This is a genomic window from Anaeromusa sp. (assembly GCF_028691475.1).
Lineage (GTDB): Bacteria > Bacillota > Negativicutes > Anaeromusales > Anaeromusaceae > Anaeromusa.
In genome coordinates this window covers 1-14,830 of the sequence record NZ_JAQUZF010000064.1, presented here as the reverse complement: position 1 = coordinate 14,830, position 14,830 = coordinate 1, and the positions used below count along the sequence as shown (strand labels likewise).

The following is a 14,830-nucleotide window of genomic DNA, read 5'->3' as shown; positions in this document are numbered from 1 at the left end:
CTTCCGAGCTTCTGGAAGAGTCCCCCAAAAAAGACTAGCAAAAAACTCGATCAAAAAGAGCGCTATGCCTCAACGGCATGCGCTCTTTTTTACTATCTCACTGAGCCCGAACTGACTGGCCCACTTTTTTATCTTCACCAACAATATGCTCAATCAGCCAATTGGCGATAAAATCCATAATCTGCACAAGATACGCGTCTTGATTTTCGTCTACAGCGGACAAATCCACCGCTTCCACCTGCGCCAAAAAATTCTGATGCAATATTTTATGCGAAAAACGTTTTTTATATTTTGCTTTTTGCATAAGCCCTTCTTCAAAATGAAAATGATACACCGTATACTCTTTCAGTTCCTGCAAAATCTCTACAATCTGGTCATATTTATCAAGCGCTAGTTCATTACGCATTAATTCGTATACCCGATTGGCAATATCGATTAGTTTCTGATGCTGTTCATCAATTTCCGCCACGCCTACTTCATATTCTTCTTTCCATTGCAACATTTGCTAACATCCTTTCCGCCGCACATCCGGAGCCGATTCTAAACTGACTTGATTATACCATACATCCCCTGAACATTTCCAAATAAATTATTAATTAGTTTTTATTATTAAATGCTTTGCTTAATCTTTGCCTCCTCATACCAAGCAACGCCATTGCCTCCCTTGCTTTTTACGCGGTACATCGCCAAATCGGCCAATTGCACCAGCTCATCCCAGCTGCTGGTATGCTTCTCCGACATGGCCAAACCCAAACTTACGGTTGTCTGAATGATCTTACCCGCCCCCACGGAACAAGCACATTGCATACAACGATAGAGAAAAAATCAGGTATCGCGTAACGCAACGCCAGCAACGCCGTACCCAGTAAAAAAAGAAGCTGACTTACGCTCCAAAAGCCAGTAATATTGCGCATTGAAGATGTATAGCGCCAAGCCAGCAGCATAACCAAGCTGTTAACACCAGCCACTAACATCAGGGAAATTACAAGCGTCCGCACATCCAACTGCATAGCACTCTCCTGCTTGCTCGTGCAAAGCTCTCCTAGCTGCTTTGCAAACGATTTTCTCGTTACCTATATTCTCGCCCCCTTGCAAAAGTCCTGCAGCAGTGGGTACTATGTCTCAAAAAAAGCAAGCTGTTTGCCAGGCAAACAGCTTGCTTCGAAAACGTATTCTTTCTTCATTCGGTTACCATCTTCAAAAAATATTGATGAATGCGATCATCATTAGTCAGCTCCGGATGAAAAGAGGTTGTCAAAATCTTTCCTTGGCGAGCGATGACCGCCTTGCCGTTAACCTCCGCCAAGACTTGCACGTCCGGCCCCACCTTTTCTAGATAGGGCGCGCGAATAAACACGGCGCGAATAGGCTTCTCACCGGCTTCCATCTCCGGCACAAACAAATCCGCTTCAAAGCTTTCCCGCTGCCTCCCAAAGGCATTGCGCCGCACCCTAGCGCCAAAAAGCCCCAGACGCGGCTGATCGCTGCCGATAATATCCCGGCAAAGAAGAATCATACCGGCGCAAGTTCCGTAAATGGCCATGCCTTCTGCATAACGTTCTTGAATTTTTTCCAGCAAGCCAAACTTCACCATCAGCTTGCCGATGGTCGTACTTTCCCCTCCCGGCAAAACCAGACCATCCAATCCTTCCAACTCCTCCGTCTTGCGCACTTCGCAGACTTTTGCCCCACAGCGTTCCAGCATCTGCTTATGCTCTCGAAAAGCGCCCTGCAGCGCCAATACCCCGATTTTCATCGTTCTACCAGCCGCGTTCCTGCATGCGCTCATGTGCAGGAATCACGTCAATCTCAATACCGACCATGGCCTCTCCCAAATCGCGAGAGATTTCCGCCAACATCTTCGGATCGTTATAATACGTAGTCGCCGCTACGATGGCCTTGGCCCGTTTCACAGGGTCCCCGGATTTAAAAATGCCGGAGCCCACAAACACGCCGTCGCAGCCCAACTGCATCATCAATGCTGCATCTGCCGGAGTAGCAATGCCTCCAGCGGCAAAGTTAACTACCGGCAGACGGCCTAATTTACGCACTTCCCATACCAGCTCCAAGGGAGCTGCCATGTTTTTAGCAAACGAGGCCACTTCTTCTTCCGGCAAGTTCTGCAGCACTCTGATTTCACTGGAAACCATGCGCATATGTTTGACCGCTTCCACCACATTGCCTGTTCCCGGTTCGCCTTTGGTTCGAATCATGGCCGCGCCTTCGCCAATACGCCGCAACGCCTCGCCCAAGTTTTTAGCCCCGCAAACAAAAGGGACTTTAAAATTATGTTTATTAATGTGAAACTTATCATCCGCAGGCGTAAGAACTTCGCTCTCGTCAATATAGTCAGCTCCAAGAGCTTCCAAAATCTGCGCTTCCACAAAATGGCCAATCCGCGCTTTAGCCATAACAGGAATGGTGGCCACTTCCATAATCCGCTGCACTACTGTGGGATCCGCCATGCGTGCAACGCCGCCGGCGGCCCGGATATCCGCAGGAACCCGTTCCAGCGCCATAACGGCGCAAGCCCCGGCCTCTTCCGCAATTTTAGCCTGCTCCGGTGTGGTAACATCCATAATTACGCCGCCTTTAAGCATCTCCGCCAAGCCGGCTTTTACCCGAAAAGTTCCTTGTTGCATCGTACTTCCTCCTATTACTTCCCGCAACGAAAAGTTAACATTTTCTTTGCAGATCCCTTTGTAATTCAGACGTTTTGCAAAACACAGTTGTAGTATAAATCAAATCTGATCCTATTAAAATATACAGAATTACCATTTAAAGCAAGTACAGATTTGCAAAAAAATAAGACTGCAGCCAACTTTTTCAGAAGTTTAGCCACAGCCCTAACCAATTCGCTTATGTAGTTTATGCAGTTCCTTCGGAATGTTTTTTCAGTTGCCGTACAATATCCCGCGCAAAGGGGCCCAAATCTCCTTCGGCATAGGACCTTAGCGTACCTGCCGCCACTTGGCTGATGGCGCTTTGAATGACTGCGGGATCGCAAACGTCCAGCTTGTGGCGCAGCGTGCTCTCAATATGCACCGCCGCCTCCAGCGCCGCCTGCGTAGCAATACGGTTGATTTCCGTCACTACATCCGCCACGCCCACGCAAGTTTTGCCTACCGAAGAAAAAAGCTCCTTCGCCAAAGCAACCAGTTTCTCCGGACCTTGATCGATCACAATCACTGGGTGCTCCCCTTGAGCCATATGATCCGCCTGTCCGACAATTTTTACGCCCAACGAACGCAGCGGCTCTTCGGTGGCTACATCCAGCTGTTTGCGGCTTAATGCCGTTGCCACAGAAAGCACGGCATAAGGACGCTCCAGCTTGGCCAGCGTATTTAAAGCCTGCGCCGCCACAGGTCCCGGCACCGCCAAGACAACGATTGCCTCCTCAGGCAACTGCTCTTTGGCGGCAACCGCTGCCACGCCCAATTCCGTCGCTGCTTCCTGCGCTACCTTTTCATCTCGGTCAAAAAAGACAATCTCATGCTGGTTCTTCCACAATATGCCTAGCGCACGCCCTAACCGACCTGCACCGATAATGATAATTCTCATTTCGCCGCCTCCCTTAGGGAACCACTAATTTTTATGAATTACGCAGCTCTTTCAGTCTTCGTTCCACCCAATCTCGACGCGTCGCGTCATCACCGGCATACTTGAGATACTGTTCGTAAGCGCCAATGGTTTCCTGCAGCAAATCCTGTCCCCAGCCGCCTTGCTTGCGGCTGAGGCTTTCCAGCGCCAGCGCCTTGCTATAGTACGCCAAGCCATATTCCGGCTGTATAGACAAAGCTTTGCGGAAATCCGCCAACGCTTCACTTTCCTTTTGCTGCCGCAAGAATAAAGCGCCTCGATTATGCCAAAACATAGCCTGTTCCGGTTGAGAGTCAATCGCCCTCGTATAATTTTCAATTGCGCCGCTCACGTTTTCTCCCGCCGCTTGCATGTTCGCCAATTGATAGTACGCCATAGCCAGCTTCGGTTCTGCTTGCACAGCGGCGTTATAATCCGCCATGGCGCCTTCGTTGCGTCCTAATTTGCGCTGCACATTGCCGCGGTTATAGAGCCAGTAAGCCTGTCCCGGCTGCCGTTTCAACGCCTCATCGTAGTCGATCAGCGCAGCTTCCCACTCGCCCAGGTACATCAGTTCTCCAGCGCGGGCTGCCAACAGATCCGCCCTGCCAGCCAACAACCCCATGGCCTGCCCATACGCCTCCGCCGCTTTTTGATGCTGCCCCAAAACCGCCAGCGCACGTCCCTTGTAGATAAAGCCGTCTGGCGACAGCGCACTATTGAGAGCGGCTTTGGCGTAATCGTCCGCCGCCTGCTGCCATTGCTCTAACGCCAAGTACGCATGGCCGCGCTGCTCATACCAGGACCACGAAGCAGGAGATAATTCTAGGGCCTGATTATAGTCTTCTAAGGCCTCTTGATACCGTTTCTGGGCATAGCGGGCGTTACCACGTTTAACGTAAACGGCTGCTGACTTGTCTTGCTGAAGCACCGTCCCGTAAACCGTTTCCGCTTGAGCGTAGTCTTGCGCCGCATAGGCGCTGTCCCCTTGCTGCAACAAGGTCGCCGATACCGGCGCCTTCGCTGCTGGCTTTGCCGCTCCAAACGCCTGGGGCAGGCATAAGCAGCAAGCTAGCACCAAGACTGCGCCGCTCTTTTTCCAGTTTCCGAGCACGACCATCCCCCCCTTTATTCCATCGCAATTGGAATTCATCAAAGCGTCTCTTTGGGCGGCGGCGCCGTAGGCGGCTGTGTTGCCGCTTTTCCTTTGCCCCCCGGTTCTTCCAAGGGTCGATCTTCCAGACGCAAAGCCGGCGGCTGCCCTTTAACATCTTTCGCCCCCGCTTCGGACGTCCCTTTCTCCGTTTCCTTAGCCTTATCTGATTTTATTTCCCCGTCCAGGATAATAGCGTCCTTCAACTCTTCCGGCGGCAGTTGACTAGCCTGGGACGGACTCAGCTCGCCCAACCCTTTATAAAAACCGCCTGCCCGACTAGGGAAGTCCCTCACCGGCAACTTAGCTGTAGCCGCCTTCATAAACTGACGCCAAATGGCTGCTGGCGTTTCCCCGCCAGTAATACCGCCCAGGCTGCGGTTATCATCCGCGCCCAGCCAAACTACAGCGGCCAAGTTCGGCGTAAAACCAGCAAACCAGGCATCTTTATAGTCGTTGGTAGTTCCCGTCTTGCCTGCCGCAGGACGGCCGATGCCCGCGCCGGTGCCGGTACCCCGGCTAATAACGCCGCGCATCATATCCACCAGCACGGACACGGCCCGGCTGTCCACTACCTGAGTGCTTTGAGGCCGATTGTCTTCCAGCACTTTACCATTCCGATCCACTACCTTCAAGATCGCCATCGAAGGCGCCCGCGCGCCCTGATTGGCCATAACCCCATAAGCCTCCGCCAATTCCAACGGTGTAACGCCCCGTGTCAGACCGCCCAGCGACATGCCCAGCGTCATATCATTCACGCTGCCGCTTTTGACCAACGTAGAAATGCCCATTTTTTCCGCATTTTCTACAATCTTTTCCGGACCTACCTGCCGCGCTAAGCGCACCGCCACCACATTGAGAGACTGCTCTAAGGCTTGACGCAACGTTACAACGCCGCGAAAACGCCCGTCATAGTTCTGCGGCGCATAGCTGCCAAAGGTCACCGCCCGGTCATCAATGCGCGCCTCCGGCGACACGCCCTGCTGTAGCACCGACAAATAAACAAAAGGCTTAAACGCGGAACCTGGCTGCCGCTCCGCCAGTACGGCCCGGTTAAACTGGTCCGTTCCCCGCCCCCCCACCATCGCCCTGATAGCTCCGGTAGACGGTTCAAGCGCAACCAGCGCTCCTTGCGGCTGTTGTACGCCGCCTTCTGAGGTATGACTCTTCGGCAGTTGGCTCCACAAGGCCTGCTCCGCCGCCTGCTGCATATCGGAATCCAACGTAGTGTACACCTTTAAGCCGCCGGAATACACCATGCGAGCGCCGTATTTTTCAATAAGACGCTGCGTCACATAATCCACGAAGTACGAGGCGGTTGTTTCTTGCTTACGAGCGCCGCTCCCGCCATAGCGCAATTCTACCTTGGCTGCCTTGGCCGCGCTCAGGGAATCCAAATAATTGTATTTAACCATCTGCTCCAACACGACCTGCTGGCGCTCTTTGGCACCTTTGGGATTGCGCAGCGGCGACAGCTCGCTGGGCCGCTGCGGCAAGCCGGCCAGCATGGCGCATTCCGCCAAAGACAGTTCACGCACATCCTTGCCAAAGTAAGCCTGCGCCGCCGCCTGTACGCCATAAGCGCCTTCGCCGAAATAAATCTGGTTCAGATACATTTCCAGAATTTCGTTTTTAGAGTACTTCGCTTCCAGCTCAAAGGCTAGGAAAATCTCCCGCACCTTGCGCGTAAAAGTCCGTTCATGCGTCAAAAGCGCATTACGAGCCAACTGCTGCGTAATCGTGCTGGCGCCCTCTGCTACGCCGCCGGAGGTAACATTCACCCAGACCGCTCTAGCAATGCCGCGCACATCGATGCCGGGATGATCGTAAAACCTGGCGTCTTCCGTCGCAATAAAGGCTTTCTTTAAATGTTCTGGAATTTCCTTCAACGGCACCGGCACCCGATTTTCTTCGGCATGCAGCGTAGCCAGCAAGTTCCCTGCCGAATCATACACCTGCGTCGAAGCGGCGCTGTTTTTCTGCAGATCACTGCTGCCAAAATCAAAGAACCCGCAGCCGCTCACCAGTGATACGGCAGCCATCAACAAACAGAGAACGCTCCATCCACGTAAACGTCGTAGCATATAGATCATTTCACCTCATAATTTTTTCCAAAAACAAATATTCTTCATTATATTCGGCATGTTCTCCTGGTTTCCTGCCCAAAAAGGCAGGACTAAAGCGAGAGAACGGAACACAGAGAGGAAATGCCAGAGGAAACAGAGAGAAAAAAATGGATTGAACAGGAAAATCTAAGAAACGCTTTGTCAAAAAACCCTCCGCAAGGGAGACGCTGCTGCAATGAACTCCCTGGCAAAGCAAAAGATTTTTGAGTCTGGCAAGAAAGAAGTTCGCAGGCATAGCGGCGCTATGCCAAGATTTTCTGACGCCGCCAGGCGGAAAAAGATTCGCTTTGCCAGGACGAGTTCATAAAGCAGCGCCTCCCGTAAAAGAAAGACGCAGCACCTCCTGCTACGTCTTTGCTTCATGGTTCCAAGATTTCCTAATAGGAGTCGGTCTTAAACTGATGCATCACCGCCGGGGCTGCGCCAGTTCCGGCGGAAAAAGAAATATCCACTACATCGCCGGGCCGCACTAACGGCAGCTTAGGCGAAAGCGACGCCGCGCCCATAAACACCGGCGTCTGCCCGTCGAGCATCAGAAAATAGTACGATTCGCCATGCTGCACTACCTGCGAGATACGCGACACCGCTCCGCGCAGCATATTCTGTTTCATCTCGCCGGAACCCAGATCCACTAAGCCAGTTTGGGCCAAATTCTGCCGATATGAGCGATACGCGCTTTCCATATCAGCGCCAACGCCGACGATATTGTAGTTTTCCACTGAGACAAAGGCCACGGCTTTTAATAAGCCTTCCTTATCCTTCATAGGCATGATATACGTTGGTACGCCGCCGATATTATACAATACCGGACTGCCGGCTCGGTAGGCTTTTTCCTGCACTTGGCCTTCCGCCGATTTCTTGGCGCTCAGTTCATTGGCGCCAGCCACCTTGTACCACCGCACTTCCTTAGTCCGAGAATTAACCAGCACAAAGCCTACGGTGCTTTCATCCTTACCGGAAGAAGAAATTCCTGTATACCAATAAACGTTATCGTCATCGCCGTAAATCAAATGCAACCCGTCGCCAGCTGGACGCAACGTGCCGGTTTTCGCCAGCAGCGTATTCCAGAAGCCATTGACATACGCGCCCCAGTCACGAATTTGATGGAAAAGAAAATCCTCCGGCTGCACCCGATCCACCCAGCGCGGAACTTCCTCCGGCCCATAACGCTGAATCTCGCCGCTTTGAGCGTCAACAACCGCTACACCAACCGCGTCACTGCCGCCATAACCGACTTTATTCCGATACAACGTCGCCACCCAGTAGGGACGCAGATCGTCATCCACTTCAAAGCTAAGGTCGCCAATCCCCACATCAACAAGCCCTGACAGATACAAATGCCGATGCAGATCTTCGAGAAAAAAACCTTTTGTCTGGTATTTCAGCCGAATATCGACGCCGTTCACCTGCTGTATCAAATGCACGTCCTGCGGATTGGTCGCCGAAACCATCACATACCCTTGGCTGCCCTTTTGGCGGTTGCTCCACCATTGGAAGAAGCCGCGATACTCCAAAGGAGCCACATAAAAAAGCTGGTCTTTCACCTTCTGCAGCGACATCTGACCTAATTGCACTTCGCTGCCCAAGGCGGGAATTTCACCAATTTTTTTGTCGGCCAGTCTGGCGGCGATTTCTTCATCAACAATGCGGATCTGCCCTAAATTGATAGGCGCTACATCCGACGAAAAAGAACTTTCCGTAACCGGCCCCAGCAAGTTGCGATATTGTTGACTGAAAAGAACCGGCGTACTGAGCAAAATGGGAAAAACAAAGAAATTGCAAAATGCAAGAATCAACATGGCCGCCCCAATAAAAGTCATGGCCTTATAACGCATCATCAGCATAGCCAAACGACGATGATTGGTAATCTCAACCACTCTCGGCCGCTGCTTAAAAGCCCAAGGCAAAAGACGCCGCAGCAACTCTTCCCAGGCATTGCGGGTAATCAGATGGGGAAACCGCTCCGCCAAGGCGGATAAAGGCCAAGCCAGCAAGGCCATGCCCCCCCAAAAGGCAAGAAATGACCAATCCGTAAAGCCCAGCGCCAATACCGGCATCCGCACGAATACATAAATTCCCACTAAGATCAGCAGTATACAAAGTCCTTGGATTCTCCGCTCACGCATCTCTGAACCCTCCTTGTCCGCTTTCCGTCTCCGGTTTGCTCTTAGCTCCCGTCCTACAAGGTACGGATTATTTGATACATGGAATCCCGTTCCACCGGAATCCGGCCGATTTGACGAATGGTTTCAATGATCGTTTCCTGCGTCAAAAAGGTATCCGATTTGGCGCCAGCGGCATGCATGATTTTTTCTTCGCTGACTGTCCCGTCAATATCATTAGCCCCAAAGCCGAGCGCCAGCTGCGCAATCGGCAGAGTCAGCATCACCCAGTAGGCCTTGATATTGGAGAAATTGTCCAGCATCAAGCGCGAAATAGCCATTGTTTTCAACTCATCCCACAAAGATGTTCGCTGATGCGTCGCCTCTAGTTCCGTATTGCCGGGGTGGAACGGAAAACAAATAAACGTCTGGAAGCCGCCTGTTTCGTCCTGCAACGCCCGCAGCGACAACAGATGATCAACTCGTTCTTCCAATGTTTCAATATGCCCGTAAAGCATGCTCGCATTGCTGCGAATGCCCATCTTATGCGCTGTACGCTGCACTTCCAGCCATTCGGAAGCGGTTGCTTTGTTGGGACACAGCTCCTGCCGCACCCGGTCGGAAAGAATTTCCGCCCCGCCGCCGGGAATGGACTGCAAGCCCGCCTCCTGCAAGGCTTTGAGCACTTCCGCCACCGACAACCCGGATAACTTGGAAAAATAATGAATTTCCACAGCGGTAAACGCCTTCCGATGCAATTGAGGCAGTTCCCGTTTCAGCATGCGCAGGACATCCAGATAGTATTCAAAAGGCCAATCCGGATGCAACCCGCTGACAATATGCAATTCCCGCAAGTCCGGGTCCTGCGCCGCCAGCTTAGCAAGCCGCAATACTTCCTCCTGATTCATAGCGTACGCCTTCTTGTCTCCTTCATCACGTCCAAAGGCGCAGAACCGGCAACGTGAAACGCAAATATTAGTCAGATTCACATGGCGGTTCACATTAAAATAGACATAATCGCCGCTTATGCGTTGGCGAACCAGATCCGCCAAATAACCAATACGCGCAATATCCGGCGAAGCAAAAAGCGCCAGCCCGTCTTCCTTGGACAGTCTCTCCCCGGCCCGGACTTTTGCTTCAATCGTATCTAAGGGGGTCTTCAACAACAAACACTCCTTCCCAACCCTTTGGCCAACGCCGCAGGGAAGAGAGCCTCAACTTATAGACGCTCCATTGTCCATTTTCTCCAAATTCTTCGCAGAAGTCAACCGAAAATTATTCTTTACCCCTTAGCTTTATACATCCTTGTCCACGCAGCAGGGGTTTGCACTGGCTTCGTCGAATTTCACCTACTATATAATTATGTTTCAGCATCCTGTTTCCTGAAAGGAGACAAGCCATGCAACAAGCTATTTTTGACGCGATCCACCGCCTGGCCGGCATTGTGCATCGCACGCCGGTCTTAACGTCGCGTTCTTTAGACGAAGAAAGCGGCGGTAATTTGCTTTTTCTAAAATGCGAAAATTTCCAGCGCACTGGTTCTTTCAAGTTCCGCGGCGCGTATCAGTTTGTCAGTACCTTGACTGCCGACGCCAGAAAACGCGGCGTACTCACCGCCGGCCCTGACAACCAGGCTTTGGCTTTAGCCCTCACAGGGCGTTTACTGGAGACGCCGGTACATGTATTGCTTTCAGATACCCTTTCTCCGCAAACTCGCCAGACCCTGCTAGCCTACGGTGCAATTCTCCATTTCGGTTCCGCTGATTTTTTCAGCCGCGAAAAGGAAGCTTGCCTCATGGCGAAGGAAGAACAGTGGCAATACGTTTCTCCTTGGGAGCATAAAACGATGCTGGCCGGCCATGCCACCGCCGCCAAAGAACTGATCGACGACGCCTACAGCCTGGATTATTTATTGGTTCCCTGCCGCCACGGCGGCCTCCTCGCCGGCAGCGCCGCCTACATCAAGCAAGCGCATCCCCACTGCCAGGTTATCGGTGTCCAAGAAGCCACGGAAGCCGCCGCGCCGCTCCCGCCCTCTTCCGAGCTGACGGTTTCTCTCATCCAGCGACATGTCGATGACATCATGACGGTTTCCGAAAAAGATGTCCTGCGCGCTATGTTCTATTTGTGGTCGCGTCTGAAAATCGTGGTGGAGCCCGCCGGTTCCTTAGCGCTAGCGCCGCTTTTAGCCGGGATGCTGCCGCTTTCCGGCAAACGCATCGGCCTTTTAATCAGCGGCGGCAACATCGACATTGGCCAAGCTTGCAACATCTTCAAGGATTGCTAACCACTAGAGAATACTGAGATTGAACAAGAGTAAAGTGAGTATAGTGAGGGCTTACGGAGAAAGGAACAGAACACAGTAAGCAGAGGTAACAGAGCAAGGCCCGAGGAGTAATACAAGGATGCCATAGCAATCGACATCCTCGATGATACGGAGGAATAATTTTCAATTTCTTGTGAGCATCGTCACAGGCAGCTTCCCCACTTTTGCTTTATACTAAAAGCAAGATAGCAGAGCCACTGATTTAATGAAACTCCGCTCCAAAACTAGAATTTTTTTCGCCAGACGCGAAAGAAAACGCAGGCAAAGCGGCGCTCTGTCGAGGCTTTCTGACAAAGTCTGACAAAAAAAGAGCCGTTTGGGAGCGAGAGGTAAATAAATTAGTGACTCTCCATGAAGGAGGAATGTCTCATGAATACTACTGTATTTAAAAATCTGCCTGTTGCCCAAGCCGTCGAGCTGCCTTCATTGGTCGCCAACCGCGACGGTGAAATTGTCAGCCGGACGCTGGCACAAAATCCTCATGGCAATGTGACACTGTTCGCTTTTGCCGCCGGCGAGGCCATCAGTACCCACGCTTCCCACGGCGACGCTCTGATTACCGTCCTCAGCGGCAGCGCCCGCATTACGGTTGGCGAAACAACGCAGGACGTGCCAGCTGGCAGCAGCATTCTCATGCCGGCCAATGTTCCCCATGCCGTAGAAGCTGTAGAGGATTTTAAAATGATTCTTTTGGTGCTCTTCCCGGAAGAATAAGAACGGAAATTTGAACAAGAGTCACGAGAGAATCAGAGGGCCCGAATGAGGGTTACGAAGACACTCATGCCGTTCGTAAAAGCTTATAATTTCTAATATAGACTAAGAGAAGCCAGGCTAACGCCTGGCTTCTCTTAGTCTATAAAGGTCACTACTTCTTCCAGCGCTTTGCGCGGCGGACTGCCGAGCGCGGTTGCAGGCACTCCCAAGGGAGTCACCGCCAGCAATTGGTAGTCTTCCTTGGCAAAACCTAGACACGCACTAATTTCCTTCGCCGCAAACGTCGGCCCTGTCATCCAGCAGCCGCCATAGCCAAGTGCTGCAGCAGCCAACAACAAGTTTTCCATAGCCGCTGCCACATTCTGAATGCCTGGCCGAGCCAGTTGCGAGGTTTTCGCCGCCTCCATCACCTGCGGCTCCGTGCAGCCCTGCAAATCGCTTGCCGGGTAAGGCCCGCCATAAGCCAGCACCAATACCGGCGCATCGCGAAACACCGTATAATAGGGTAACAAGCCGCGAAAGGAGCGTGCTTTTTCTTCTGTTAAAAAGGCCGCCAATTTGGCATTCTTAGCTTCGACAATTTTGGTAATCTCCACAATTTTATGCCGGCTGCGTACGACGACAAAATGCCAGTTCTGCACATTTTTTCCCGAGGGCGCCTGCGTCGCCGCTGCTAAAATCTGACGCAAATCCTCTGCCGGTAGCGGCGTTGGCTGAAAAGCACGAACGCTTTTACGCTGATAAATAAAATCCAATTTTCCCATACAAGCCCCTCCTTAATAGCCCAGTTCTTCTTCCACCAGCCAAACCTGCAAATCCGTCAGCGGCGGCTTCTTGTCAATAATGGTAGTTACATTGCAAATGCGCGTCGGCCCCTGACAGTTCATACAGCGACCGCTTTGCACGCAAGGATTGGGCAGCTTCAAGCGCTGGTTGTTACGCGGCGCCGCAATCGCGCGAATGCGCTCTAACGCCCCCTCTAAATCGTCGACAATCTTGTTGACTCCAGCAAAAACAATTACCTTCTTCGGACCAAAAACCATGGCGCTCACCCGATTGCCGACGCCGTCTACATTGACAAGCTGCCCGCCTGCGGTCAACGCATTGGTGCTGGTCAAAAACACATCACAAGAAAGCTCCTTCTGCCTCATCTCCAGCACTTCTTCCTTAGACAGTCCCTGTTTGTTGTGGTTGTATACGACATTGCCCCTGGCTTCTAATTGCTCCGCCACCTGCAGCTGCATCAACGTCCAGGAACCGCCAAACCCGACGGTTGCCTCCACCGGAATCTCCTCCAACAATTTAGCCACCCCAGCTGATGCGTTCGAAAAATGCTGCACTCCAAAGCGATTTTTCTTTAAGGCCTCCAACGTCTTTGCCACCCGCGTATCTGTCTGTGCTGTCATTCTGCCGCCTCCTTATTTATCTTTTGATTTTCATTATAGGATCCGCTATAATTAATCACAAGTACAAACATTTTTGTATTATAGTATCCAAAAGGATACCATTGTGATAAATAAAGGAGATTTGCGCCATGTTTTGTTTTAACAATGTCGAGTATCAATGCAGTATGGAACTTTCCTTAGGCCTAATCGGCGGCAAATGGAAAGCCCTTATTCTTTGGCACTTGGGATGTCATCATACGCTCCGTTTCAGCGAACTGCGCCGCCAACTACCCAAAGTCACGCAAAAGATGCTTACCCAGCAGCTCCGTGAGCTGGAGGAGCACGGTCTGGTAAACCGTCTGGTTTACGCCCAAGTCCCGCCCAAGGTTGAGTATTCGCTAACCGAAGAAGGCCAAAGTTTGCTGCCGATTTTGGAGCAGCTCTGCCAATGGGGCCAAGGCTACGCCGAGCGGCATGATGCAACTGCCTCGCCGCAAGCCGCCAACCGTTAGCTTCTATTAATGAATGGCATCCACTGCCAGCATTAAGCGATAATTTCCCAGCGTCGACAGCTCATCTAAAAAAGCGGCCAATTCCGTCTGCCCGGTGAAAGCAGCCCGGCACCAATAACAGCCGTCGCCGCTAACCCGGTAAGATTCACGCACCGCCGGGTGACTGCGCAGCAGCGTTTGCATTTCTCCATGGCGGCCACTGCTCAAAATAATGGTAATGAGCGCCGTCGTCGCTCTTCCTGTTTTGCTTTCATCTACTACGGCTTTATAGCCGCAGATAATGCCTTGCTTTTCCAAGCGCCGTACGCGCTCCGCCACAGCAGGTCCGCTCAAATGTACGGTTTCCCCCAGTTCTTTCCATTGCATCCGGCCCTGCTTAGACAGAATTTCCACAATCTGCTTATCGATTTCGTCCATAACCCGCTCCTTTCTCATTTCTCTGGCTTTTCTCTTTTCGCATCTTAAATTCTCCGACGCCCCCTCCCTTTAGAAAGTAGACGTCGGTTGCCATGCAAAACCAGCATCCGCACCCGGCGTCTGCGGCAAAACTTTTGCGAGCGAAGCGGTCCGCAGGGCCTGCAAGACTAGCTGAACGGATTAAAAGTCCGTTCCTCGCTTCTTCTATATTTATATGCACTTCATTCTCTCCTCAGCCGAAAAATCCTTTTCAAGCCTTCTTCTCGCTGGCAAGCTTCGCCAGCTTAGGGAAAAAGGCTTTTTTCTTTCATCAAGAAAGCCAGCACCGCTATTTTCTTTTTTCCGCTAACCTTGGAAAAGCTATACTAAGAGTAAGAAAGCAAACACCCAAAGGAGCTGTTACTATGCACTTGCAATTATTTCGCCATGCCACCATGCATCTATCCTTACCCGAAGGGACGATTTTGATCGACCCCATGCTATCTGCGCAAGGAGCCTTAGATCCTGTTCCCCACT

17 protein-coding genes are annotated in these 14,830 nt (G+C 51.8%); 4 read left to right on the top strand and 13 right to left on the bottom strand.

Going from position 1 to position 14,830, the window contains the following annotated elements; all coding sequences use genetic code 11:
• Nucleotides 1-97: 97 nt before the first annotated feature.
• The 10 genes from PHF27_RS09280 to mqnE all read right to left on the bottom strand — a co-directional run bounded on the left by PHF27_RS09280 (nucleotide 98) and on the right by mqnE (nucleotide 10,123).
• Nucleotides 98-502 (bottom strand): bacteriohemerythrin, encoded by a 405-nt coding sequence (locus tag PHF27_RS09280; protein ID WP_300068935.1) that lies wholly within the window; start codon nucleotides 500-502, stop codon nucleotides 98-100.
• Nucleotides 503-609: 107 nt separating this feature from the next.
• Nucleotides 610-741, bottom strand: a complete 132-nt coding sequence (locus PHF27_RS09275; RefSeq protein ID WP_300068933.1) for a hypothetical protein — start codon at nucleotides 739-741, stop codon at nucleotides 610-612.
• 14 nt (nucleotides 742-755) lie between these two features.
• Entirely contained in the window at nucleotides 756-1,010 is a 255-nt protein-coding gene (locus tag PHF27_RS09270; protein ID WP_300068931.1) for a hypothetical protein, read from the bottom strand.
• 170 nt (nucleotides 1,011-1,180) lie between these two features.
• Entirely contained in the window at nucleotides 1,181-1,756 is a 576-nt protein-coding gene (pdxT, locus tag PHF27_RS09265; RefSeq protein WP_300068928.1) for a pyridoxal 5'-phosphate synthase glutaminase subunit PdxT, read from the bottom strand.
• A 4-nt stretch (nucleotides 1,757-1,760) separates the two neighbouring features.
• On the bottom strand, nucleotides 1,761-2,642 hold the full coding sequence (gene pdxS / locus PHF27_RS09260) for a pyridoxal 5'-phosphate synthase lyase subunit PdxS (protein ID WP_300068926.1): 882 nt from the start codon (nucleotides 2,640-2,642) through the stop codon (nucleotides 1,761-1,763).
• Between the two features lie 226 nt (nucleotides 2,643-2,868).
• Entirely contained in the window at nucleotides 2,869-3,561 is a 693-nt protein-coding gene (locus PHF27_RS09255) for an NAD(P)-binding domain-containing protein (RefSeq protein ID WP_300068923.1), read from the bottom strand.
• A 31-nt stretch (nucleotides 3,562-3,592) separates the two neighbouring features.
• Nucleotides 3,593-4,693, bottom strand: coding sequence for a tetratricopeptide repeat protein (locus tag PHF27_RS09250; protein ID WP_300068920.1), 1,101 nt, complete (start codon nucleotides 4,691-4,693; stop codon nucleotides 3,593-3,595).
• Nucleotides 4,694-4,731: 38 nt separating this feature from the next.
• The gene (locus PHF27_RS09245; protein ID WP_300068918.1) at nucleotides 4,732-6,816 is read right to left on the bottom strand and encodes a penicillin-binding protein 1A; all 2,085 of its coding nucleotides are present in this window, start codon (nucleotides 6,814-6,816) and stop codon (nucleotides 4,732-4,734) included.
• A 419-nt stretch (nucleotides 6,817-7,235) separates the two neighbouring features.
• Nucleotides 7,236-8,984: a hypothetical protein gene (locus PHF27_RS09240; protein WP_300068915.1), complete on the bottom strand. Its 1,749-nt coding sequence runs from the start codon at nucleotides 8,982-8,984 to the stop codon at nucleotides 7,236-7,238.
• 53 nt (nucleotides 8,985-9,037) lie between these two features.
• Nucleotides 9,038-10,123, bottom strand: coding sequence for an aminofutalosine synthase MqnE (gene mqnE / locus PHF27_RS09235; RefSeq protein WP_300068912.1), 1,086 nt, complete (start codon nucleotides 10,121-10,123; stop codon nucleotides 9,038-9,040).
• A gap of 236 nt (nucleotides 10,124-10,359) precedes the next feature.
• On the opposite strand from mqnE, the gene PHF27_RS09230 reads away from it, so the two are divergent.
• Nucleotides 10,360-11,247, top strand: coding sequence for a pyridoxal-phosphate dependent enzyme (locus tag PHF27_RS09230; protein ID WP_300068909.1), 888 nt, complete (start codon nucleotides 10,360-10,362; stop codon nucleotides 11,245-11,247).
• A gap of 408 nt (nucleotides 11,248-11,655) precedes the next feature.
• A complete protein-coding gene (locus PHF27_RS09225; protein ID WP_300068906.1) occupies nucleotides 11,656-12,000 on the top strand; it encodes a cupin domain-containing protein in 345 nt (114 codons plus the stop codon).
• A gap of 134 nt (nucleotides 12,001-12,134) precedes the next feature.
• Here the strand turns inward: PHF27_RS09225 and PHF27_RS09220 are convergent, their stop codons facing one another.
• Nucleotides 12,135-12,764, bottom strand: a complete 630-nt coding sequence (locus PHF27_RS09220; RefSeq protein WP_300068903.1) for a nitroreductase family protein — start codon at nucleotides 12,762-12,764, stop codon at nucleotides 12,135-12,137.
• Between the two features lie 12 nt (nucleotides 12,765-12,776).
• Complete coding sequence (locus tag PHF27_RS09215) at nucleotides 12,777-13,406, bottom strand: lactate utilization protein (protein ID WP_300068900.1); 630 nt, start codon at nucleotides 13,404-13,406, stop codon at nucleotides 12,777-12,779.
• Between the two features lie 128 nt (nucleotides 13,407-13,534).
• Between PHF27_RS09215 and PHF27_RS09210 the strand changes: the two genes are divergently transcribed.
• A complete protein-coding gene (locus PHF27_RS09210) occupies nucleotides 13,535-13,897 on the top strand; it encodes a helix-turn-helix domain-containing protein (RefSeq protein ID WP_300068897.1) in 363 nt (120 codons plus the stop codon).
• 6 nt (nucleotides 13,898-13,903) lie between these two features.
• Here PHF27_RS09210 and PHF27_RS09205 read toward each other — a convergent pair whose 3' ends face one another.
• Complete coding sequence (locus PHF27_RS09205; protein ID WP_300068894.1) at nucleotides 13,904-14,314, bottom strand: Lrp/AsnC family transcriptional regulator; 411 nt, start codon at nucleotides 14,312-14,314, stop codon at nucleotides 13,904-13,906.
• Between the two features lie 92 nt (nucleotides 14,315-14,406).
• On the opposite strand from PHF27_RS09205, the gene PHF27_RS09200 reads away from it, so the two are divergent.
• Nucleotides 14,407-14,830, top strand: a 424-nt coding sequence (locus PHF27_RS09200; RefSeq protein ID WP_300068891.1) for a hypothetical protein, incomplete at its 3' end; no start/stop codon positions are given.